This window comes from Rhodococcus sp. PvR099 (assembly GCF_017833315.1).
In the GTDB taxonomy this organism is placed as follows: Bacteria; Actinomycetota; Actinomycetes; order Mycobacteriales; family Mycobacteriaceae; genus Rhodococcus_G; species Rhodococcus_G oryzae.
This window is the reverse complement of sequence record NZ_JAFIBV010000001.1, coordinates 1206994-1229265: the sequence shown is the minus strand read 5'-3', so window position 1 is coordinate 1229265 and position 22272 is coordinate 1206994. Positions and strand designations below refer to the sequence as shown.

The following is a 22272-nucleotide window of genomic DNA, read 5'->3' as shown; positions in this document are numbered from 1 at the left end:
GTCAGTACCTCAGGAGGTTCGCGCCGTCGACCGAGGCCGAACGTCGGGTGCGGAAGATGGTCATGATGATCGCCAGGCCGACAACGACTTCGGCGGCGGCGACCACCATGGTGAAGAACGCGAAGACCTGGCCGTCGAGGTTCTGGTGCATCCGGGCGAACGTCACGAACGCCAGATTGCTCGCGTTCAGCATCAGCTCGATGCACATGAACACGACGATGGCGTTGCGGCGGACGAGGACGCCCGCCGCACCGATGGTGAACAGCAGGGCGGACAGGTACAGGTAGTTCTCGGGGTTCACCGCGTGCCCTCCTCTCCTGGTGTCTCCGACTCGGATGCCGAGATGTCTCGCTGCTGGAGAATGCGGCTGACCGACGACGGGGCGTACGACCCGTCCGGCAGCAGTGCGGGCATGTCGACCGCGTTGCTGCGGGCGTAGACGCCGGGACTCGGCAACGGGGTCACCCGATCGCCGCCCGTGGCCCCCTCGCTCCATCGGCGAACCCGGTCGCGCGAGAGCTCCCGCTGGTCCGCGCGCGGCCACAACCGCTCGCGGTGTGCGAGCACCATGGCGCCTATGGTCGCGGTGATCAGCAGCGCGCCGGTCAGCTCGAACGCCCACACGTAGCGGATGAAGATGAGTTCCGCGAGGGCCTCGACGTTGCCCGCAGGCAGCTCGCCCGGCTCGGCGACGCCGCCGCCCACGTAGACGGACGCGGTGCCGATGGCCGCGATCAGCAGCACCCCGAATCCGAGCCCCGCCACGATCGCGGCGATCCGCTGGCCGCGAAGCGTTTCCACCAGCGAGTCGGAGGAGTCGACGCCGATGAGCATGAGGACGAACAGGAACAGCATCATCACCGCGCCGGTGTAGACGACGACCTGCACGACGCCGAGGAAGAGCGCGGCCTGGGCGATGTAGAACACCGCGAGAATGATCATGGTCAGCGCGAGGAAGATGGCCGAATAGACGGCCTTGGTGGCGCATACGACGCCGAGGGCGCCGATCACGGCCACCACGGCGAGGACCCAGAACTGGACCGCCTCGCCCGTGGACGTGCGTTCCAGGGGCTCGGCGGCGAGTAGCGCCGCGGCGGCGACCGCGGTCACGCTTGCGACCCATCTTCCGGTGCGGGCTCTTCCTGGGTGGGGTCCTCCGAGTCCGGCCGCACGGTGCCGAGGTAGTAGTCCTTGTCCGTGCTCCCGGGCTGCATCGGGTGTGGCGGCTCTGTCATGCCCGGCTCGAGCGGCGCCAGGAGGCGATCCTTCTCGTAGATCAATCCGGCCCGGTTGTCGTCGACCATCTCGTAGTCGTCGGTCATGGTCAGCGCCCGGGTCGGGCACGCCTCGATGCACAGTCCGCATCCGATGCACCGCAGGTAGTTGATCTGGTACACGCGGCCGTATCGCTCACCGGGCGAATAGCGTTCGGCCTCGGTGTTGTCGGCGCCCTCGACATAGATGGCGTCGGCGGGGCAGGCCCAGGCGCACAGCTCACACCCGATGCACTTCTCCAGCCCGTCCGGGTAGCGGTTGAGCTGATGCCTGCCGTGGAAGCCGGGGGCGGTCGGCGTTTTCTCCTCCGGATAGAACTCGGTGTTGGGCTTCGCGAACATCGTTCGGAAGGTCACGCCGAATCCCGATAGGGGACCTAGGAACTCAACCATCGTCGCCCTCCTTGGTGGTGGCGCCCGTGGATACCGGGGTGCGGCTGAACGCGGGCAAGATCTGGCCGGGTAGCGGCGGAACAGGGAAACCGCCCGCCATGGGGTCGAACGGCTCGTCGACCGGGGGGGCGATCGGGCCCCCGGTGACCTGCGGCACGGGCGCTGCCGCGGGCTTCGGTGCGGACCGGAGCCGTCGCCACACCAGTCCGAGGGCTACCAATGCGACGACCGTCCCCGCACCGAAGAGGAAGACCTGCAGGGAGCCGTACCCCTCGTTCCGCAGGGTCCGCATCGCGGCGACCACCAGGATCCAGACCAGTGCGGCGGGGATCAGGATCTTCCAGCCGAGGTTCATGAACTGGTCGTAACGCAGCCGGGGGAGCGTCCCGCGCAACCAGATGAAGACGAACAGGAAGCCCCAGACCTTGGCCGTGAACCACAGCAGGGGAAGCCATCCGGAATTCGCGCCCTCCCACATGTTCAGTGGCCACGGGGCGTGCCAGCCACCGAGGAACAGCGTGGTGGCGAGTGCCGAGACGGTCGCCATGTTGATGTACTCGGCGAGCATGAACATCGCGAAGCGGAGCGAGGAGTACTCGGTGTGGAAGCCGCCGACCAGCTCGCCCTCGGCCTCCGGGAGGTCGAACGGCGCGCGGTTGGTCTCGCCGACCATCGAGGTGGCGTAGATGAGGAACGAGGGCAGGAGCAGGAAGACGTACCAGGTGCCTTCCTGCGCGGCGACGATGCCCGAGGTGGCCATGGTGCCCGCCCACAGGAATACCGCGGCGAACGCCAACCCCATCGCGACCTCGTACGAGATGACCTGTGCCGTCGAGCGCAATCCGCCCAGCAGCGGGTAGGTCGAGCCCGACGCCCACCCGGCGAGCACGATGCCGTACACGCCGACCGAGGTGACCGCGAGGATGTACAGGACGGCGACCGGCAGATCGGTCAGTTGCAGCGGGGTCTGGTGGCCGAGGATCGACACCTCGGGACCGAACGGGATCACGGCGAACGCCATGAAGGCAGGCACCACCGCGATGATCGGTGCCAGCAGGTAGACCGGCCTGTCCACACCGCTCGGGACGATGCCCTCCTTGAGTGCCAGCTTGATGCCGTCGGCCAGGCTCTGCAGTGTCCCCTTCGGACCGACCCGGTTGGGCCCCACCCGCATCTGCATCCAGGCCAGCACCTTGCGTTCGACGAGGATCGCCAGCAGCGGGGTCAGGACGAGGAAGACGAAGACCGCCAGGGCCTTGCCGAGGACGAGCCACCACGGATCGTGGCCGAATGCCGACAGATCTGTGTACTCACTCGCCGTAGCCATCACCGCTCCGTTCCCGTTGTGGCGGAATGGATACGGACGAGGCCGCCGGGAAGCGTGGCGAGCTCACGGAACATCGCGGACCCGGGGGAGTTCAGCGGCAGCCACACCACCCGGTCCGGCAGGTCCGTGATGGCCAACGGCAGGGTGATCGATCCCCGCTCGGTGCTGACGGTCACCGGGGCCCCCTCTGCGGAGCCGATCTCGGTGGCGGTGGCGGCGGACAGACGCAGCACCGGTGTGCGCGCGGTCCCCGCGAGGTGCGGCTCCCCGTCCTGCATGCGGCCGGAGTCCAGCAGCATTCGCCAACCGGCCAGGACCGCCTCGCCCGGGCCCGGCCGCGTCGGCTCGGCGGGTGCAACGTCCGGCGCGGCGGGCGGCACACCGTCCCAGGGGCCGAGCCGCGCGAGTTCGGCGCGCGCGGCCGCGGCGTCGGGAAGGCCGAGCGGCGTGCCCATCCGGTCGGCGATGGCGTCCAGCACCCGCTGGTCGGGCATGGCGCCGCCGCCGGGAAGCGCGGCGCCGAAGACACGAGGGCGACCCTCCCAATTGAGGAAGGTGCCCGGCTTCTCCGTCACCGGGGCGACGGGGAACACCACATCGGCGCGTTCGGTGACCTCGCTGCGGCGCAACTCCAGGCTGACCACGAAACCGGCCGCCTCGATGGCGGCCAGGGCGGCCCGCGGGTCGGCCATGTCGCCCGGCTCGACCCCGCCGACCACCAGCGCCCCGATCCGGCCGTCGCGCGCGGCGGCGAGGATGTCCGCGGAGTCCCGGCCCGGCAGCGCGGGCAGATCCGTGAGGCCCCACGCCTGTGCCACCTGCCTGCGCGCGGCGTCATCGGCGACCGGCCTGCCGCCGGGCAGCAGCTGCGGGAGGGCACCCGCCTCCAGCGCACCCCGGTCGCCTGCCCGGCGGGGTACCCACACCAGGCGGGCCCCTGTCCGATCGGCGAGCCGGATCGCGGCGGACAGCGCACCAGGGATGGCCGCCAGGCGCTCGCCGACCATGATCACGGCGCCCGCCGCCCGCAGCGGCTCCGACTCCCTCAGTGAGTCGAGCGCCGCCGCCTCGCCGCCAGGCGCCGTCTGCAACAGCCGGCCCGACATCTTCGCCAGACCGCGGCTGGCGTAGGGCGCGATCGACAGCACTAGGAGCGCGCCCTGTCTCGCGGCCTTCCGCAGTCGCAGGTAGACGATCGGTGACTCCTCCTCGGGCTCGAAACCGACGAGCAGTACGGTCGGCGCGTTCTCCAGGTCGCGGTACGTAGCCGTGACCCGATGACGGGCGGCCAGGAAGTCGGCCTCTTCAGCGGAGTGCGGCCGGATGCGGAAGTCGATGTCGTTGGTGCCGAGCACCACCCGCGCGAACTTCGCGTAGGCGTAGGCATCCTCCAGGGTGGAGCGCCCGCCGACCAGGACTCCGGCACCGCTTGCGACTGCTTGCAGGTCGCTCGAAACGGCACTGCCCCTTACCGCGGAGCTCAAACCGCGCGCCGCCGTTGCCAGTGCCTCGGGCCAGGAGGCGGGCACCAGCGTGCCGTCGTCGGCGCGGACCATCGGTGTGGTGATGCGGTCGGGGGCGGTGGCGTAGGTGAACGCCCACCTGCCCTTGTCGCAGTTCCATTCCTCGTTGACCTCCGGGTCGTCGCCCGCCATCCGGCGCAACACGGTGCCGCGGCGGTGATCGGTGCGGAGGTCGCAACCGCTGGCGCAGTGTTCACAGGCGCTCGGGCTGGACACCAGGTCGAATGGCCGGGCGCGGAACCGGTAGGCGGCACCGGTCAGCGCGCCGACCGGGCAGATCTGCACGGTGTTGCCCGAGAAGTAGGACTCGAACGGTTCCTTGGCGTAGATGCCGACCTGCTGCAGCGCCCCGCGCTCCAACAACTCGATGAACGGGTCGCCCGCGATCTGCTGGGAGAAGCGGGTGCACCGGGCGCACAGCACGCACCGCTCCCGGTCGAGCAGGACCTCGGAGGACAGCGGAATCGGTTTGGGGAAGGTGCGTTTGACCCCGCCGAACCGCGATTCGGTCCGGCCGTTGGACATCGCCTGGTTCTGCAGCGGGCACTCGCCGCCCTTGTCGCAGACCGGGCAGTCCAGCGGATGGTTGATCAGCAGCAGTTCCATCACGCCCCGCTGCGCCTTGTCCGCGACGGGCGAGGTGAGCTGGGTGTGGACCGTCATGCCGTCCGTGACCGTCGTGGTGCACGATGCGAGCGGCTTGCGCTGACCCTCGACGTCGACCAGGCACTGGCGGCAGGCGCCGACCGGGTCGAGCAGCGGATGGTCGCAGAACCGGGGGATCTGGATGCCGATCATCTCCGCGGCGCGGATCACCAGCGTTCCCTTGGGAACTGCGATCGGGACGCCGTCGATGGTGGCCGACACGAGCTCCTCGGGGACGGGCAGTTCCGCCGCGTCGCTGTTCGTGTTCACCGTCATCAGATGTGTCCTCTCGGATAGAGAGTGGACCGGTCCGGATCGAACGGGCACCGGCCGAGCTCGAAATGCGCCAGGTACTCGTCACGAAAGTGCTTGATGGAGGAGATGATCGGGCTGGTCGCGCCGTCGCCGAGGGCGCAGAACGACTTCCCGAGGATGCTGTCGGAGATGTCGAGCAGCTTCTCCAGGTCCGCTTCGGTGCCGTCGCCCGCCTCCAGTCGTTCGAGGATCTGGACCAGCCAGTAGGTGCCCTCGCGGCAGGGGGTGCACTTGCCGCAGGACTCGTGCTCGTAGAACTCGGTCCAGCGCAGCACCGCTCGGACCACGCAGGTGGTCTCGTCGAAGATCTGCAGTGCCTTGGTGCCGAGCATCGAGCCGGCCGCGGCGACGTGTTCGTAGTCCAGCGGGACGTCCAGGTGATCAGCGGTGAAGAGGGGGGTCGACGATCCGCCCGGGGTCCAGAACTTGAGCGAATGACCGGCCCGCACGCCGCCCGAGTACTCGAGCAGCTCGCGCAGGGTGATGCCCAGCGGTGCCTCGTACTGCCCGGGTCGGGCAACATGGCCGGAGAGGGAGTACAGGGTGAAGCCGGGCGATTCCATGCTGCCCATGGAGCGGAACCACTGCGGCCCGCGCAGGATGATCGGCGGGACGCTGGCGATCGATTCGACGTTGTTGACCACGGTCGGGCTCGCGTACAGGCCGGCCACCGCCGGGAACGGCGGGCGCAGCCGGGGTTGTCCGCGGCGGCCCTCGAGCGAGTCCAGCAGCGCGGTCTCCTCGCCGCAGATGTAGGCCCCCGCGCCCGCGTGCACCACCAACTCCAGGTCGTAGCCGGAGCCGAGGATGTCCCGGCCGAGATACCCCGCCTCGTAGGCCTCGGCAACCGCGGCCTGCAGACGGCGCAGCACCGGCACGACCTCACCCCGCAGGTAGATGAAGGCGCGGCTCGAGCGGATGGCGTATGCCGCGATGATCACGCCCTCGACCAGTGCGTGCGGTGTTGCCAGGATGAGCGGCATGTCCTTGCAGGTGCCGGGCTCGGACTCGTCCGCGTTCACGACCAGGAAGTGCGGCTTGGCTGCGGGGCCGTCTGCATCTTTCGTTTGTGCATTCGGGTCGCTCTGCGGGCTCCGCTCCTGTGGGATGAACCCCCATTTGGTGCCGGTGGGGAATCCGGCACCCCCGCGTCCGCGCAGACCCGAGTCCTTCACGGTCCCGATCACCTGATCGGGATCCATGCGCAGGGCCTTGTCCAGCGCCAGGTAGCCGTCGTGCCTGCGGTAGGTCTCCAGCGTCCAGGATCGGGGGTCGTCCCAGTACCGGCTGAGGACAGGGGACAACGAGGTGGGCGAGGCGGACGGCTCCGGCGCCGCGTCGGCCAGCGGCTGGTCCGTCTCGTCGGGGGAGGCGGCGGGCTCGGGCGGGGGAGCGGCGTCGGGCGCCTCCATCCCCAGTTCGCGGGCGATTCGTAGGCCGACCACGGTGGGATCACCCGCGCCGCCGCCCGCCTCGAGCGCGCCTGGCCGGGTGTCCGGGAACCCGGCGAGGATCCGGGCGGTCTCCCGGAAGGTGCACAGCGGGGCGCCCCTGGTCGGGGTGACCTCGTCGCCTGCCGCGAGGCCGTCGACCAACTCCTTGGCCGAGTCAGGGGTCTGGTTGTCGAAGAACTCCCAGTTGACCATCACGACAGGGGCAAAGTCACACGCCGCGTTGCACTCGATGCGTTCGAGCGTGATCTTGCCGTCGGCGGTGGTGTCGCCGTTGCCGACGCCGAGATGCTCCTCCAGCGCGGCGGCGATCGCATCGCCACCCATCACCGCGCAGAGCGTGTTGGTGCAGACCCCGACGTGGAAGTCGCCGGTCGGATTGCGGCGGTACATCGAGTAGAAGGTCGCCACCGCGGTGACCTCGGCCCCGGTGAGGCCGAGTCGCGTTGCGCAGAACTCGATTCCGGCCGGGGTGAGGTAGCCGTCCTCGGCCTGGACGAGGTGCAGCAGTGGCAACAGCGCCGAGCGTGCCTCCGGGACCGCGCTCGTCTCGCCGTAGCGCGCGATGATCTCCGCCGCATCCGCCGCCAACCGGGCGTGGACATCGGGCGGGTAGTCCGCGCGGGCACCGGGGCGGACCAGCTGACCCTTCTCGTCCGGACGCGGCCCGAGCTCGAGGAAGATCGGTCCGGTGGCACCGGGTGGCCCGCTCACGGACACGTTGGTCGCGCGCTCGTCGCCTCGTCCCTGCAACATCAGCGATCAGCTCCGCCCATGACCGGATCGATGCTGGCAACCGAGGCGATTACGTCGGACACCATCCCGCCCTCGCACATGGCTGCCACTGCTTGGAGATTGGTGAACGAGGGGTCCCGGTAGTGGACCCGGAACGGGCGGGTGCCGCCGTCGCTGACCATGTGCACGCCCAGCTCGCCTCGGGGCGACTCGACCGCGGTGTAGACCTGTCCCGGCGGTACCCGGAGCCCCTCGGTGACGAGCTTGAAGTGGTGGATCAGCGATTCCATGGAGGTCCCCATGATCTTGCCGATGTGCTCGGGGGAGTTCCCGAGTCCGTCGCTGCCGAGGGCGAGATCGGCAGGCCAGGCGATCTTCTCGTCCTCGACCATGACGGGGCCGGGCCGCAGTCGGTCGAGACACTGTTCGACGATCTTCAGTGACTCAGCCATCTCGTCGACCCGGATCCGGTAGCGCCCGTAGCAGTCGCTGCCGGTGTCGGTGATGACGTCGAATTCGTAGTCCTCGTAGCCGCAGTAGGGCGCGCTCCTGCGCAGGTCGTGGGGCAGGCCGGTGGCCCGCAACACCGGACCGGTGATGCCGAGCGCCATGCAGCCGGTCAGATCGAGATAGCCGATCCCCTTGGTGCGGGCCTTCCAGATCGCGTTGTCGCTGAGCAGCAACTCGATGTCCCGCAGTCGTTTCGGCATGATCGCGAGCAGTTCGCGAACCTTCCGGTCCGCACCCGGAGGTAGGTCCCGGACGAGGCCGCCGGGACGGATGTATGCGTGGTTCATCCGCAGGCCGGTGATCACCTCGAAGACATCGAGGATCAACTCGCGCTCGCGGAACCCGAAGAGCATCGGGGTGATCGCGCCCAGCTCCATCCCGCCGGTGGCCAGCGCCACCAGATGGGAGGAGACCCGGTTGAGCTCCATGAGCATCACCCGGATGACGTCGGCCCGCTCCGGGATCTGGTCGGTGATGTCGAGGAGCTTCTCCACCCCGAGGCAGTACGCGGTCTCGTTGAAGAACGGTGACAGGTAGTCCATCCGCGTGACGAAGGTGACGCCCTGCATCCAGTTGCGGTACTCGAGGTTCTTCTCGATCCCGGTGTGCAGGTAGCCGATTCCGCAGCGCGCCTCGGTGACCGTCTCGCCCTCGATCTCGAGGATGAGGCGGAGGACCCCGTGCGTGGACGGGTGCTGCGGGCCCATGTTGACGACGATGCGCTCGGCGCCGGCAGGAGCGGAGCTTGCGGAGCGACCAGTGGTCGATGTTCCTGCAGTGGAGGAGACGACCTCGTCCCAGTCCTGTCCCGTGACAGTGAGGTTCTGTTCGGTCTCGTTCATCAGTTGTATGCCCTCCGCTCGTCCGGCGGTGGCACCTGCGCGCCCTTGTACTCGACGGGGATGCCGCCGAGCGGGTAGTCCTTGCGCTGCGGGTGCCCTTGCCAGTCGTCGGGCATCTCGATCCGGGTCAGCGACGGGTGGCCGTCGAACACGATGCCGAAGAAGTCGTAGGTCTCCCGCTCGTGCCAGTCGTTCGTCGGGTACACCCCGTACAGCGACGGAACGTGCGGATCGCCGTCGGGTACCGACACTTCGAGCCGGATGAGGCGGCCGAGGGTGATCGACCGGAGTGGGTAGACCGCGTGCAGTTCCCGGCCGGTGTCCTGCGGATAGTGCGCCCCGTTCACGCCGAGGCACAGCTCGAATCGGAGATCGGGTTCGTCGCGCAGGGTCCGCGCGACCAGAGGTAGGTGCTGCCGCCGGACGTGGAAGGTCAGCTCGTCCCGGAAGACGACGACCTTCTCGATCGCCTCCTCGAACGGCGTCCCCGCCTCGGTGAGCGCCGCCTGGAGGGCGTCCGCGACCTCGTCGAAGTAGCCGCCGTACGGGCGAGGGGCGCTGTCGGGCACGGTGACCGGGCGGATCAGCCGGCCGTAGCCGGAGGTGTCGCCGGTGCCGCGCACCCCGAACATGCCCCGGCGCACGCCGATCAACTCCTCGTCCTCGGGGTGCGCCGATGGCACGGCACCCTCCGGGCCCACGGTCGCCTCCGCGTCGATCCGCCGGGCTTCCTCGTCGCGGTCGTTTTCCTTGTTGGTCACCGGAGCAGACCTCCGGGGGTGCCGAGATCGAACGTCGGGGTGGAGGCCAGCGCGGCCTGCTCGGCGGCCCGCACCGCCTCCTCGCGGTTGGCGCCCAACGGCATCTGCTGGATCTTCTCGTGCAGCGTGATGATCGCGTTGAGCAGCATCTCCGGCCGCGGCGGGCACCCGGGCAGGTAGATGTCCACGGGGACGACGTGATCGACGCCCTGCACGATCGCGTAGTTGTTGAACATGCCGCCCGAGGACGCGCACACCCCCATCGCCAGCACCCACTTGGGTTCGACCATCTGGTCGTAGATCTGGCGGAGGACCGGGGCCATCTTCTGGCTGACCCGGCCTGCGACGATCATCAGATCCGCCTGCCGCGGCGAGGCGCGGAACGCCTCCATCCCGAAGCGGGCGAGGTCGTAGCGCCCCGATGTGGTGGCCATCATCTCGATCGCGCAGCAGGCGAGGCCGAAGCTCGCCGGCCAGAGGGAGCCCTTTCGGGCGAACCCCGCCAGCCCCTCGAGCGTGCTCAGCAGGAAGCCGCTCGGCAGTTTCTCCTCGAGACCCATCTCGCTACTCTTCTCGGTTCGGATTTCGTGTGAGATCGATTCCGGCACTACACGAACGGGCGCTCAATCCCAGCTCAGGCCGCCCCTGCGCCACTCGTACACGTAGGCAACGGCCACGTTGAAGATGAACAGGGCCATCGCGCCGAGACCGAAGATGCCCAGTGCGTCGAAATGCACGGCCCAGGGATAGAGGAAGACGATCTCGATGTCGAAGATGATGAAGAGCATCGCCGTCAGGTAGTACTTCACCGGGATGCGCTGGCCCGGAGCCTGGCCGCCCGCCGGCTGCTGAATCGGGTCGATGCCACACTCGTACGCCTCGAGCTTGGCCCGGTTGTACCGCTTCGGGCCGACGATCGAGGCCACCATCACCGAGAAGATCGCGAATCCCGTTGCGATCGCTCCGAGTACGAGGATCGGCACGTAGACGTTCATGCCGGGTGAGCTCCCCTCTGTGCGAGCCTGGCCGCCCGGTTCCGGACGGTCGTTCCAGCACGCGCGCGGGATCGATGCGGCAGTCGATCTCGGACCGACTCGTCGGTCCGAATTGCCAGGCTCGCCCCATACCACGCTCCCAAGATCCGAAGCACTTCCCGCGCGATCACTCCGGCCGAACGAGCCGCACTATCCCGACTCGGGTCGATGTGAGCTACATCTCACCCTACCGGTCTGGGGAGTTCGCGCTCGGTGGTTCGCGGGCGTGTCCGGCGGCGAACCGCGGAGCTACGCGGCGGCGCGCAGCAGGGTGACGACGGCCTCGGCGAGGCGGATCGGGTCGATCGGCCGCGGCACCGAGGCCTCGGCCCGCGACCAGTTTGCCAGCCAGGCGTCGTCGGGCCTGCCGGTCAGCACCAGGATGGGCGGGCAGTCGCGGATCTCGTCCTTCAGTTGCTTGGCGATGCCCATCCCGCCGACGGGGGTCGCCTCTCCGTCCAGGACGGCCAGGTCGATGCCGCCCGCGTCCAGGTGCCCGATCACGACGGGTCCGGTCGCCACCTCGACGTACTCCAGTTCCGGTAGATCCGGGTCGGGCCGAGTCCCGATCGCACCGATGACCTGGGCGCGGGTGTTCGCGTTGTCGCTGTACACGAGCACGCGCAACACGACTGGCGGGCTGGTGCGTTCCGTCGCCTCGGTCACAGGCTCGATGCTACTGGCGATCCGCTCCCATGGGCCGTCGCTGCGTCGAGAGAGGCGTGTTGCCTGCATGTTTCGGTCTTCTTACAGCCGTATCAACCGGCCGGGGAGGATGAGATCGCTCCCGGTCCGCGTGGCACCATTGCCCCTCCGGGTACCAGCCCGGCACATGACAAGGAGGACGGATGCGCCTGTCACCCCATGAGCAGGAACGGCTGCTGCTCAGCTACGCCGCCGAGCTCGCCAGGCGTCGCAGGGGCAGGGGTCTGCTCCTCAACCATCCCGAGGCGGTGGCCATCATCACCGACCACCTGCTCGAGGGCGCGCGGGACGGCCGCACCGTCGCCGAGCTGATGGCGTCTGGTCGCGAGGTTCTCGGCCGCGAGGACGTGATGGAGGGCGTGCCCGAGATGCTCGCCGACGTCCAGGTCGAGGCCACCTTCCCGGACGGCACCAAGCTCGTGACCGTCCACCATCCGATCGTGTAGGAGCAGAAGATGATCCCCGGTGAAATCCTCTGCGCCGACGGCGAGATCGAGCTGAATCCCGGTGCGCCGCGGACCGAGCTCGAGGTGCTCAACGTCGGCGACCGGCCGATCCAGGTCGGCAGCCACGTGCACTTCCCGCAAGCGAACGCGGCGCTGCGGTTCGACCGCGCGACCGCGCACGGGCTCCGTCTCGACATCCCCGCGGGTACCGCCGTTCGCTTCGAGCCAGGGCTGAGCCAGCGTGTGAGCCTGGTCCCGATCGGTGGCACCCGTGAAGTGCACGGCCTGAATCTGACCGCGCCAGGAAAGCTGGACCGCTGATGACCTCGTTGAACAGGCCCCGCTATGCCGCCCTGTTCGGACCCACCACCGGCGATCGGATCCGGTTGGCCGACACCGACCTGTTCATCGAGATCACCGAGGACCGCTCCGGCGGCCCGGGGCTGGCGGGCGAGGAAGCCGTCTTCGGCGGTGGCAAGGTGCTCCGCGAATCCATGGGGCAGGGCCGTGCGACCCGCGCCGAAGGTGCACCCGACACCGTCATCACCGGGGTGGTGGTCCTCGATCACTGGGGAATCATCAAGGCGGACGTCGGGATCCGGGACGGCCGGATCGTCGCGCTCGGCAAGGCAGGCAACCCTGACACCATGACGGGGGTGCATCCCGACCTGGTGGTCGGACCGTCCACCGAGATCATCGCGGGTAACGGACGGATCCTGACCGCGGGCGCGATCGACTGCCACGTGCACTTCATCTGCCCGCAGATCATGGAGGAAGCACTCGGTGGCGGGATCACCACCCTGATCGGCGGCGGCACCGGCCCGGCCGAGGGGTCGAAGGCCACCACCGTGACGCCGGGCGCCTGGCACCTGTCGCGGATGCTGGAGGCGCTCGACGGGTGGCCGATGAACATCGCGCTGCTCGGTAAGGGCAACACCGTCAGCGCGGAATCGATGTGGGAGCAGTTGCGCGGCGGCGCTTCCGGATTCAAGCTGCACGAGGACTGGGGCTCGACCCCGGCGGCGATCGATGCCTGCCTGTCCGTCGCCGATGCGGCGGCCGTCCAGGTCGCGCTCCACTCGGACACGCTGAACGAGGCCGGCTTCGTCGAGGACACGCTCGCGGCCATCGCGGGCCGCGGGATCCACGCGTACCACACCGAGGGGGCGGGCGGCGGGCACGCGCCGGACATCATCACCGTTGCCGCGCAGGGGCACGTGCTGCCCAGCTCGACGAACCCGACCCGCCCGCACACGGTGAACACCCTCGACGAGCACCTGGACATGCTCATGGTGTGCCACCACCTCGACCCGTCCATCCCCGAGGACCTGGCGTTCGCGGAGAGCCGGATCCGGCCGTCGACCATCGCGGCGGAGGACCTGCTGCACGACATGGGCGCCATCTCGATGATCGGCAGCGACGCGCAGGCGATGGGCCGGATCGGGGAGGTGGTGCTGCGCACGTGGCAGTCGGCGCACGTGATGAAGCGCCGGATCGGGGCCCTGCCCGGTGACGGCGCCGCGGACAACAACCGGGCCAGGCGCTACGTGGCCAAGTACACGATCTGCCCGGCGGTTGCGCACGGACTGGACGCCGAGATCGGGTCGGTGGAGGTGGGCAAGCTCGCTGACCTGGTGCTCTGGGAGCCCGCGTTCTTCGGGGTCCGTCCGCACGCGGTGATCAAGGGCGGCGCCATCGCCTGGGCCGCGATGGGCGATGCCAACGCCTCGATCCCGACCCCGCAGCCGGTGCTGCCGAGGCCGATGTTCGGGGCCGCCCCGAAGGTGGCCGCCGCGACCTCGGTGCACTTCGTGGCGCCCCAGGCGATCGAGGACGGGCTGGCCGACCGGCTGAACGTGGACCGCAGGCTGGTGCCGGTGCTCGATGTGCGCGCACGGGGCAAGGAGGACATGCCGCTCAACGACGCGCGACCCCACATCGAGGTGGACCCCGACACGTTCACCGTGCGGATCGACGGGCAGGTGTGGCGCGAGCAGCCCGCCACCGAACTGCCGATGGCCCAGCGGTACTTCCTGTTCTGATGGCGGTGCGTACGCGATGACCTCGAGACTGGCGAACCTGCTTGCGCTGGCCGACTCCCGGCTGCCCACCGGAGGGCACGTGCACTCCGGTGGAGTGGAGGAGGCCATCGCCTGCGGGCTGGTGCGGGATCTCGCGACGCTCGACGCCTACCTGCGCAGGCGTATCCGCAGCACCGGGCTGGTCGCCGGGTCGATCGCCGCGGCGGTGTGTGGCGGTGCGCTCGCCCCGGGCGTGGCCGATGCGGAGACCGACGCGCGGACCCCGTCCCCTGCGGGGCGTGCGGCGTCCCGGGCCCAGGGCCGGGGGCTGCTGCGGCTGTCCAAACGCGTGTGGCCCGAGCACGACTGGTCGGTTCTCGGCTCCCGCCCGCACCTGGCGGTGGCCTCCGGCGAGGCCGCGCGGGTCTGCGGGATGAGTGATGCCGAGGCCGCGATGGTCCTCGTCTACACCACGATGACGGGGTCCGCGATCGCCGCGCAGCGCCTGCTCGCCCTCGACCCTGCGGACGTGGCGGCCTGCACCTTCGCGCTCTCCGAGCTGTGTGACCGGACGGCGGATCTCGCGGCCACCGGAATCGCCGACCTGTCCGACCCGTTGCTCGACGTGGTCGCGCAGGCGCACCTGGACCGCGAACGCCCCCTGTTCGCCTCGTGAACTCCCCGACACCCCGAATGCCCGAGAACCGCACCACCCGAAGGAGATCGACATGCCCCCGCACCTGATCGACGGCGAACCGCATCAGCACACGCACGACCGACCCAAGCGGGTGCGGGTGCCGGGAGAGCCGCTGCGAGTGGGTATCGGCGGCCCGGTCGGATCCGGCAAGACCGCGCTGGTGGCCGCGCTCTGTCGTGAGCTGCGCGACGAACTCTCGCTCGCGGTGCTCACCAACGACATCTACACCACCGAGGACGCGGACTTCCTGCGCAGGCACGCGGTGCTGCCCGACGAGCGGATCACCGCGGTGCAGACGGGTGGCTGCCCGCATACCGCGATCCGCGACGACATCACCGCGAATCTCGACGCGATCGACGACCTGATCGAGGCGAACCCGCCCCTGGACCTGATCCTGGTCGAGTCCGGCGGCGACAACCTCACCGCCACCTTCTCCTCGGGGCTGATCGACGTGCAGATCTTCGTGGTCGACGTGGCGGGCGGCGACAAGGTGCCGCGCAAGGGCGGACCGGGCGTGACGTTCTCGGATCTGCTGGTGGTCAACAAGACCGATCTCGCCCCACTGGTCGGCGCGGACCTGACCGTGATGGAGACCGACGCGGCCCGGGTCCGCGAGGGCAGGCCGACGGCGTTGATCTCGCTGACCGCGGACCCGGCGGCGACACCGGTCCTGGCCTGGGTGCGCGAGCAGTTGGCCGCGGCGGTCTGATCGGGTGCACACCGCGCTGACCATCGTCGCCGAGCGGGGCCGTTCCCCGCGGATCCGGGCGAGCGGGGGACTGGCCGCCCGGATCACCGGGCCCGACACCGTGCACCTCATCTCCGCGGCGGCGACGCCGCTCGGCGGCGACCACCTCGAGATCGCGCTGCGCGTCGGGCCTGGCGCGAGCCTGACGGTGCGCACCGTCGCGGCGGCGCTCGCGTTGCCAGGGGCCGAGGAACTGGTCTCGACCGCGCGCTGGGACATCCGGGTGGACCGGGACGCGGAGTTGCTGCTCGACCCCGAGCCCATGGTCGTCGCGGCGGACGCGGACCACCGGACCCACACCCGGCTCGAGCTGACGTCCTCGTCGCGGGTGACGGTGCGCGAGCGGGCTCAGATCGGGCGCACCGGGGAGCGCGGCGGGCGATGGTCGGGCGCGCTGCACGCGGACCTGGACGGGATGCCGTTGCTGCGACATCGGCTGGAGCTGGGCGCGGGGACGGTGGGGCACGACCTGCTGGACGCGCCGATGGCGGTCCAGAGCGAGCTGGTGTTCCCCGACGAGCGGTCCGCGGTGGTCGAGAGGTACCCCGCGGGTGGGTCGTGGGTGCGGATGCCCCTTGCGGCGGGCGGCAGCCTCGGGACCCGGCTGGGCCGCGCGTTGACTACGGTGAACTCATGACCGGTACCCCGCCCGCGTTCGACCCGGAACAGGTCGCGCAGGCCCGCGCCGCCGTCGAGGCGGTGCCGGACCTACCGGAATGGGTGCGCCGGTTCGAACTGCTCGGCGACCCCACCCGGCTCCGGATCCTGCTCGGTCTGCACCGGGCCCCCGGCATCTACGTCTCGGATCTCGCGGCGGCGCTGGACATGAGCACCACGGCCGTCTCGCACGCGCTTCGGCTGCTGCGCAACCAGGGCTGGGTCGCGGTGCGGCGGGACGGCAAGAAGATGAGCTACTCGCTCGACGACGAGGTCGTGCACCGGATGCTGCACGACCTCGGCGCCACCCACGCACACAACGGCTAGCTAGCCGGCCTTCTCCCGCTCCTCGCCGGTCGAGACCGCCAGCGGATCGCCGATGAGACCGGCGTCCTTGGCTCGTTCGTAGTCCTGCAACAGGTCGATCGCGTTGCGCGCGAACACCTGCTGTTCCGTCGATGCCATCTGCGCGCGTCCGCGGCCGAGGAAGCTGACGGTCCAGGACAGGATCGTGGAGAACTTGCTGCGGAAGCCGACCAGGTACATCAGGTGGATCACCAGCCACGCCACCCAGCCGATGAATCCGCTGATCTCCAGCTTGCCGACCTTCGCGACCGCGCTGAAACGGGAGATGGTCGCCATCGAGCCCTTGTCGAAGTACTTGAAGGGGTGCCGCGTCTCGGGGGACTCACCCGCGACGGTCGCCTTGATCTGCTTGGCGGCGTACTTGCCGCCCTGCATCGCGACCTGCGCCAGTCCGGGCAGGTTGTCGAGCGACATCATGTCGCCGATGACGTAGACGTTGGGGTACCCGGGCAGCGACAGGTCGGGGTTGACGTGCACGCGGCCCGCGCGGTCGATCTCGGCGCCAGACTGCGCCGCGAGCTGCTTGCCGAGCGGGCTGGCCTGCACGCCCGCGGACCACACCTTGCACTGCGAGTCGATGCGGCGCTCGGTGCCGTCCTTCTCCTTGACGACCAGGCCGTCCACGTCGACGTCGGTGACCATCGCGTTGAGCTGGATCTCGACGCCCAGCTTCTCGAGCCGGCCGGCCGCCTTCTCGCTGAGCTTGCCGCCGTAGACAGGGAGCACCGCCGGGGCGCCGTCGAGGAGGATCACCCGGGACTCGCGGGAGTCGATGTTCCTGAAGGCGCCGGTGAGGGTGCGATGGGCCAATTCCGCGATCTGGCCTGCCAGTTCGACGCCGGTGGGGCCCGCGCCGACCACGACGAAGGTGAGCAGCCGGGCGCGCTCCTCCGGGTCGTGGGAGAGCTCGGCCTGCTCGAAGGCGCCGAGGATGCGGCCGCGCAGTTCGAGGGCGTCGTCGATGGTCTTCATGCCGGGCGCGAACTCGGCGAACTGGTCGTTGCCGAAGTAGGACTGACCGGCGCCCGCGGCGACGATCAGGCTGTCGAACTCGGTGACCGTCTCTCGCTCGAGCAGCCGCGACGTGACCGTCTTGGCCTCGAGGTCGACCTCGAGTACGTCGCCGAGCAGCACCTGGGTGTTCTTCTGCTTGCGCAGGACCAGGCGGGTCGCGGGGGCGATGTCGCCTACCGAGAGGATGCCGGTCGCCACCTGGTAGAGCAGCGGCTGGAACAGGTGGTGGGTGGTGCGAGCGATGAGGGTGACGTCGACGTCGGCGCGTTTGAGTGCCTGCGCACCGAACAGTCCGCCGAAACCGGAACCGATGACCACGACGCGATGGCGGCGCGACTCCACCGTCTGGATGCTCATTGACGCTCCTCCGCAGATCTGGAATGACGAATCTCACGGTAGTCCCAGGCTCACCTCCCGTCCCGGCAAGTCAGGGCCGCGCCCACCCGTGTCGCGCCCGCGGCAGGGTGTGGGATCGGTCACCGCGACGACGGGCATCACGGATACCCGCATGTTGCCGTGAGGAAGTCTTGTGATTGTCTTTACTTTCCATCCCTGCAGAGCAATGAGGAGGGCGGCCGCTGTGAGTGGGCATGTCCGTGAGCGCGTCGACAAGTACTTCGAGGAAGTTGTCCGTCGCAACGCCGGTGAGCCGGAGTTCCACCAGGCCGTCGCCGAGGTTTTCGAATCGCTCACGGTGGTGCTGGAGCGGCACCCGAACTACGCCGACGGCGCGCTGATCGAGCGGCTCTGCGAGCCGGAGCGCCAGATCATCTTCCGGGTGCCGTGGACCGACGACAACGGCAACGTGCACGTAAACCGCGGATTCCGGGTGCAGTACAACAGCGTGCTCGGCCCCTACAAGGGCGGCCTGCGCTTCCACCCGAGCGTCAACCTGGGCATCGTGAAGTTCCTCGGCTTCGAGCAGATCTTCAAGAACGCGCTGACCGGACTGCCCATCGGCGGCGGCAAGGGTGGCTCCGACTTCGACCCCAAGGGCCGCTCCGACGCGGAGATCATGCGGTTCTGCCAGTCGTTCATGACCGAGCTGCACCGGCACATCGGTGAGTACACCGACGTGCCCGCGGGCGACATCGGCGTCGGTGGCCGCGAGATCGGCTACCTGTTCGGCCAGTACAAGCGGCTGACGAACTCCTACGAGTCGGGCGTGCTCACCGGCAAGGGCCTGACCTGGGGTGGCTCCCAGGTGCGCAAGGAGGCGACCGGCTACGGCGCCGCCTACTTCGTCGCCGAGATGCTCAAGACGGCCGGCACCAGCATGGACGGCAAGCGGGTCGTGGTCTCCGGTTCCGGCAACGTGGCGATCTACGCGATCGAGAAGGTGCACCAGCTCGGTGGCACTGTGGTGGCCTGCTCGGATTCGGCCGGCTACATCGTGGACGAGCGCGGCATCGACCTGGAGCTGCTCAAGGAGATCAAGGAGGTCCGGCGCGGCCGGATCTGCGATTACGTCGACACCGTTCCGTCCGCCAAGTATGTTGCGGGCGGCTCGATCTGGGACGTGCCCTGCGAGGTCGCGATCCCGTCCGCCACCCAGAACGAGCTCGACGAGAAGGGCGCACTGACCCTGGTCGAGAACGGGGTCCGCGTGGTCGCGGAGGGTGCCAACATGCCGACCACCCCCGAGGCGTTGCGCGTGCTGCGCTCGGCGGGCGTCGCGTTCGCCCCCGGCAAGGCCGCGAACGCGGGCGGCGTGGCGACCTCGGCGCTGGAGATGCAGCAGAACGCCTCGCGCGACTCCTGGCACTTCGACTACACCGACGAGCGGCTCTCGAAGATCATGTCGGACATCCACTGCCGCTGTGTCGCGACCGCGGAGGAGTACGGCAAGCCGGGCGACTACGTCCTCGGTGCGAACATCGGCGGCTTCGTCAAGGTGGCGGATGCGATGCTCGCGATGGGCGTCATCTGACGCCCTCGGCGAGCGCCGCGGCTGTCGGCGCGTCGGCTGGGTAGAAGGTCTCGATCGCCAGCTCGGCGACCGTGACGTCCATCGGCGTGCCGAACACCGTGGTGGTGCTGAGAAACGCCAGTTCGCCTCCCGGCGTGGCGAATCGGAGCGGCACCACCAGGGCATCCGGGTCGTGGTCCGTCGGCGCCTCGCCGGGGTAGGCCGACAGTTCGTCGGCCAACGCGGCGAGGAACGGATCCCCGGTGGTGGCGATCTGGTGGTCGAGCCGGTGCAGCAGGTGACTGCGCCACTGACCGAGATTGACGATCCGCGGTGCCATGCCCTCCGGATGCAGGCTCAACCGCAGCACGTTGACGGGCGGTTCGAGCAGGTGGAGCGCGCATCCCTCGGTGAACATCGCGACCGCCGCGTTGCCGTCGATCATGTTCCAGTGCCGGTCGACGACCACGGCAGGGGCGGGCAGGTGCGCACCGAGGATCGCCGCGATCGCGTCGGCCACCGCGGCCATCGGCACGTCGGAGAGCTGGTGCTCCGGGTAGGCCGGGGCATAGCCGCCTGCCAGCAGCAGCGAGTTCCGCTCCCGCAGAGGGATCTCGAGCTGTTCGCTGAGCTTGAGCAGCATCGCCTTGGTCGGCTTGGACCTGCCGGTCTCGAGGAAGCTCACGTGCCGGGCCGAGACCTCGGCCCGGGACGCGAGGTCCAGTTGACTGAGCCTGCGTCGCTCACGCCACCGCCGGAGCAACGTGCCGACCGGCTGCTGGGCCTCGATGAGGGTGGTCATGAGGCAACCCTAGGGCGGGCCGGGAAGCGCCGCCATTACCTCGGAGGTAATCGACGCGGCGCACCGCGACGGTCAGAGTTGTGTTCCGACGGGGGCCGAGGCGGCCACCGCGACATCCGACAGGAGTGACGACATGACCTTCGAAAACCTTGCGGCCCAGTACATCGCGGTGTGGAACGAGACCGATGCGGACCGGCGTCGCGCCGCGATCGACGCGCTGTGGGCGGCCGACGGCCGGTACGTGGACCCGATGGCCGCGGCCACCGGCCGGGCCGAGATCGACGCCACCGTCGGCGCCGTGCAGCAGCAGTTCGCCGGGATGAGCTTCCGGCTCAACGGCCCGGTCGACGGTCACCACGACCAGGCGAGGTTCGGCTGGCAGCTCGGGCCCGCGGGTGCGGAGGACCTGATCGAGGGGTTCGACGTGATCGAGCGCGACGCCGACGGCCGGCTGATCCACGTGCTCGGCTTCCTCGACAAGGTGCCCTCCGCCTGAGGCGTGCCTCCTGGCCGGACGGCCACAGCGACTGCCTCGTAGGAGGCGGATACGTGGCGGGTCGTCCGGTCCGGGGAGGACCGCTTCGGGGCCTGTGGAGCTCGCCACAAGCAGGTCTTCCACTGGATGTGTCAAGTCGATGATCAGTAGTCTGCGGCGTGTGAAGCCATCGTCGAGGCGGCCCGAACCGCGGATGCTGGTCCCGTTGCTGGTGTTCATCGCCCTGGTCGTCGCGGCGGTCGGCAGCCTCGGGGCGCCGCTGATCACCAGCGTGGCGACCACATTCGATGTGTCACTGGCCAGCGCGCAGTGGACTCTCACCATCACCCTGCTGACCGGTGCCATCGCCACGCCTGTTCTCGGCCGCTTGGGGGCCGGTCCTCATCGCCGCGGCACCATCCTCGCCACCCTCGGGGTCGTGGTGGCGGGAAGCGTGCTCACGGTGCTTCCACTGCCCTTCGCCTGGCTGCTCGTCGGCCGGGCGGCTCAGGGCGTCGGCTTGGGGTTGACCGCGCTGATGATGGGCGTCGCCCGTGATCATCTTCCCGAAGGTCGCGCGGCCGCCACGATCGCCCTGGTGTCGGTCGCCTCCACCGTCGGTGTCGGCATCGGCTACCCGCTGGCAGGGTTGCTCACCGAACTCGGCGGTGTACGCGTCGCATACGGACTCGGGGTGTTCGTCACCGCCGTCGCGTTCCTGGCGGCCCTGCGCAGCATGCCCGTACCACCCGAGGGGCGCTCGGCTCGGGTCGACATACCTGGCGCGCTACTCCTGGCAGGCGGCCTGTTCCTCGTTCTTCTCCTGGCGAGCGAGACGGGCCTGTGGATCCGACACCTCGGCCTGGCGGTGGCTCTGGCGGCGATTGCCGCACTCCTGCTCGGCATCTGGGCGGCCTACGAACGCCGTAGCTCGGCGCCGCTTGTCGATATCCGGCTGATGCGACACCCGGCCGTCGCCGGAGCGAACGCCGCGATGCTCGTCGGCGGCGTTGGCATGTACCTGCTGCTGACCCTCATCACGCGCTACGCCCAGACACCCGAGAGCGCCGGTTACGGCTTCGGGCTCACCACCTTCGTTGCCGGGCTCGTGCTGGTTCCGTTCTCGCTGCTGGGATTCGTCGCAGGCAAGCTCACGCCTCGCCTGCGCGAGCGAATCGGCGCGCCGCCACTTCTGGCCGGTAGCGCCATCATCGTGCTGTTTGCTTTTGCCCTGTTTGTTGCCGCCCGCTCGAACCTCGCCGAGTTGCTGGCATCGATGGCGGTACTCGGCTTCGGCGTCGGCGGATTCTCGGCGGCGATGCCCTCCGTCATCCTGGCCGTCACCCCGACGGATGAGACGACGAGCGCCATGAGCTTCAACCAGGTCGTGCGCAGCGTCGGCTTCTCGCTCGGAAGTGCAATCGGTGGCCTGGTGTTGGCCGCCGGCACTCCGAGCGGGCATCTCTTCCCGACCGACGACGCCTACACGACCGCGGCATGGATCGGGATCGCAGCAATGGCAGTCACGGCGATCACGTGCGTCACGCTCGCCCGCCGTCCCGCGGCCCGAGAACCTGGCACAAATCAGCCAATTGGGTTTCGCTGACCTGGCGGTGGACACG

At 69.4% G+C, this 22272-nt stretch carries 23 protein-coding genes; 10 read left to right on the top strand and 13 right to left on the bottom strand.

Annotation, left to right across the window (positions count from 1 at the left end; all coding sequences use genetic code 11):
• Position 1: 1 nt before the first annotated feature.
• The 11 genes from nuoK to JOE46_RS05475 all read right to left on the bottom strand — a co-directional run bounded on the left by nuoK (position 2) and on the right by JOE46_RS05475 (position 11476).
• Positions 2-301: an NADH-quinone oxidoreductase subunit NuoK gene (gene nuoK, locus JOE46_RS05525; protein ID WP_097213351.1), complete on the bottom strand. Its 300-nt coding sequence runs from the start codon at positions 299-301 to the stop codon at positions 2-4.
• Positions 298-1110, bottom strand: a complete 813-nt coding sequence (locus tag JOE46_RS05520) for an NADH-quinone oxidoreductase subunit J (RefSeq protein WP_097213350.1) — start codon at positions 1108-1110, stop codon at positions 298-300. The genes nuoK and JOE46_RS05520 overlap by 4 nt, the downstream gene beginning before the upstream one ends.
• Positions 1107-1667, bottom strand: coding sequence for an NADH-quinone oxidoreductase subunit NuoI (gene nuoI / locus JOE46_RS05515; RefSeq protein ID WP_097213349.1), 561 nt, complete (start codon positions 1665-1667; stop codon positions 1107-1109). Before nuoI ends, JOE46_RS05520 begins: the two co-directional genes overlap by 4 nt.
• Positions 1660-2994: an NADH-quinone oxidoreductase subunit NuoH gene (gene nuoH / locus JOE46_RS05510; RefSeq protein ID WP_097213348.1), complete on the bottom strand. Its 1335-nt coding sequence runs from the start codon at positions 2992-2994 to the stop codon at positions 1660-1662. The genes nuoI and nuoH overlap by 8 nt, the downstream gene beginning before the upstream one ends.
• Positions 2994-5438, bottom strand: coding sequence for an NADH-quinone oxidoreductase subunit G (locus tag JOE46_RS05505; RefSeq protein ID WP_097213347.1), 2445 nt, complete (start codon positions 5436-5438; stop codon positions 2994-2996). The genes nuoH and JOE46_RS05505 overlap by 1 nt, the downstream gene beginning before the upstream one ends.
• A complete protein-coding gene (nuoF, locus tag JOE46_RS05500) occupies positions 5438-7684 on the bottom strand; it encodes an NADH-quinone oxidoreductase subunit NuoF (RefSeq protein ID WP_097213346.1) in 2247 nt (748 codons plus the stop codon). The genes JOE46_RS05505 and nuoF overlap by 1 nt, the downstream gene beginning before the upstream one ends.
• Positions 7684-9015 carry an NADH dehydrogenase (quinone) subunit D gene (gene nuoD, locus JOE46_RS05495; RefSeq protein ID WP_097213345.1) on the bottom strand — a complete coding sequence of 444 codons (1332 nt, stop codon included), beginning with the start codon at positions 9013-9015 and terminating at the stop codon, positions 7684-7686. The genes nuoF and nuoD overlap by 1 nt, the downstream gene beginning before the upstream one ends.
• Positions 9015-9716 carry an NADH-quinone oxidoreductase subunit C gene (locus JOE46_RS05490; protein ID WP_257017696.1) on the bottom strand — a complete coding sequence of 234 codons (702 nt, stop codon included), beginning with the start codon at positions 9714-9716 and terminating at the stop codon, positions 9015-9017. The genes nuoD and JOE46_RS05490 overlap by 1 nt, the downstream gene beginning before the upstream one ends.
• A gap of 56 nt (positions 9717-9772) precedes the next feature.
• A complete protein-coding gene (locus JOE46_RS05485) occupies positions 9773-10336 on the bottom strand; it encodes an NADH-quinone oxidoreductase subunit B family protein (RefSeq protein WP_097213344.1) in 564 nt (187 codons plus the stop codon).
• 63 nt (positions 10337-10399) lie between these two features.
• A complete protein-coding gene (locus tag JOE46_RS05480; RefSeq protein ID WP_097213343.1) occupies positions 10400-10771 on the bottom strand; it encodes an NADH-quinone oxidoreductase subunit A in 372 nt (123 codons plus the stop codon).
• A gap of 288 nt (positions 10772-11059) precedes the next feature.
• Complete coding sequence (locus JOE46_RS05475; protein WP_097213342.1) at positions 11060-11476, bottom strand: response regulator transcription factor; 417 nt, start codon at positions 11474-11476, stop codon at positions 11060-11062.
• Positions 11477-11658: 182 nt separating this feature from the next.
• Between JOE46_RS05475 and JOE46_RS05470 the strand changes: the two genes are divergently transcribed.
• From JOE46_RS05470 to JOE46_RS05440, 7 genes are read left to right on the top strand one after another with little or no spacing between them, the layout of a single operon-like run.
• A complete protein-coding gene (locus tag JOE46_RS05470; RefSeq protein WP_097213341.1) occupies positions 11659-11961 on the top strand; it encodes an urease subunit gamma in 303 nt (100 codons plus the stop codon).
• Positions 11962-11970: 9 nt separating this feature from the next.
• Positions 11971-12282 (top strand): urease subunit beta, encoded by a 312-nt coding sequence (locus JOE46_RS05465; protein WP_097213340.1) that lies wholly within the window; start codon positions 11971-11973, stop codon positions 12280-12282.
• Complete coding sequence (locus JOE46_RS05460; RefSeq protein ID WP_097213339.1) at positions 12282-14003, top strand: urease subunit alpha; 1722 nt, start codon at positions 12282-12284, stop codon at positions 14001-14003. The genes JOE46_RS05465 and JOE46_RS05460 overlap by 1 nt, the downstream gene beginning before the upstream one ends.
• Before the next feature lie 16 nt (positions 14004-14019).
• Positions 14020-14658: an urease accessory protein UreF gene (locus JOE46_RS05455; RefSeq protein WP_097213338.1), complete on the top strand. Its 639-nt coding sequence runs from the start codon at positions 14020-14022 to the stop codon at positions 14656-14658.
• Between the two features lie 52 nt (positions 14659-14710).
• Positions 14711-15388, top strand: a complete 678-nt coding sequence (gene ureG / locus JOE46_RS05450) for an urease accessory protein UreG (protein ID WP_077041737.1) — start codon at positions 14711-14713, stop codon at positions 15386-15388.
• Between the two features lie 4 nt (positions 15389-15392).
• Positions 15393-16064 carry an urease accessory protein UreD gene (locus tag JOE46_RS05445; protein ID WP_097213337.1) on the top strand — a complete coding sequence of 224 codons (672 nt, stop codon included), beginning with the start codon at positions 15393-15395 and terminating at the stop codon, positions 16062-16064.
• Positions 16061-16411 (top strand): helix-turn-helix transcriptional regulator, encoded by a 351-nt coding sequence (locus tag JOE46_RS05440; protein WP_027501474.1) that lies wholly within the window; start codon positions 16061-16063, stop codon positions 16409-16411. The genes JOE46_RS05445 and JOE46_RS05440 overlap by 4 nt, the downstream gene beginning before the upstream one ends.
• Here the strand turns inward: JOE46_RS05440 and JOE46_RS05435 are convergent, their stop codons facing one another.
• Positions 16412-17821 (bottom strand): NAD(P)/FAD-dependent oxidoreductase, encoded by a 1410-nt coding sequence (locus JOE46_RS05435; protein ID WP_097213336.1) that lies wholly within the window; start codon positions 17819-17821, stop codon positions 16412-16414. It abuts the gene before it with no gap.
• Between the two features lie 223 nt (positions 17822-18044).
• Here JOE46_RS05435 and gdhA point away from each other — a divergent pair, with 223 nt between their 5' ends.
• Positions 18045-19394 carry an NADP-specific glutamate dehydrogenase gene (gene gdhA, locus JOE46_RS05430; protein ID WP_373560282.1) on the top strand — a complete coding sequence of 450 codons (1350 nt, stop codon included), beginning with the start codon at positions 18045-18047 and terminating at the stop codon, positions 19392-19394.
• Here the strand turns inward: gdhA and JOE46_RS05425 are convergent.
• Entirely contained in the window at positions 19387-20175 is a 789-nt protein-coding gene (locus JOE46_RS05425; RefSeq protein ID WP_097213334.1) for a helix-turn-helix domain-containing protein, read from the bottom strand. The genes gdhA and JOE46_RS05425 overlap by 8 nt on opposite strands.
• A gap of 133 nt (positions 20176-20308) precedes the next feature.
• Between JOE46_RS05425 and JOE46_RS05420 the strand changes: the two genes are divergently transcribed.
• Both JOE46_RS05420 and JOE46_RS05415 read left to right on the top strand, forming a co-directional pair.
• On the top strand, positions 20309-20671 hold the full coding sequence (locus tag JOE46_RS05420; RefSeq protein ID WP_097213333.1) for a nuclear transport factor 2 family protein: 363 nt from the start codon (positions 20309-20311) through the stop codon (positions 20669-20671).
• Between the two features lie 160 nt (positions 20672-20831).
• Positions 20832-22256, top strand: a complete 1425-nt coding sequence (locus JOE46_RS05415) for an MFS transporter (protein WP_257017681.1) — start codon at positions 20832-20834, stop codon at positions 22254-22256.
• The last annotated feature ends 16 nt before the right edge of the window (positions 22257-22272 follow it).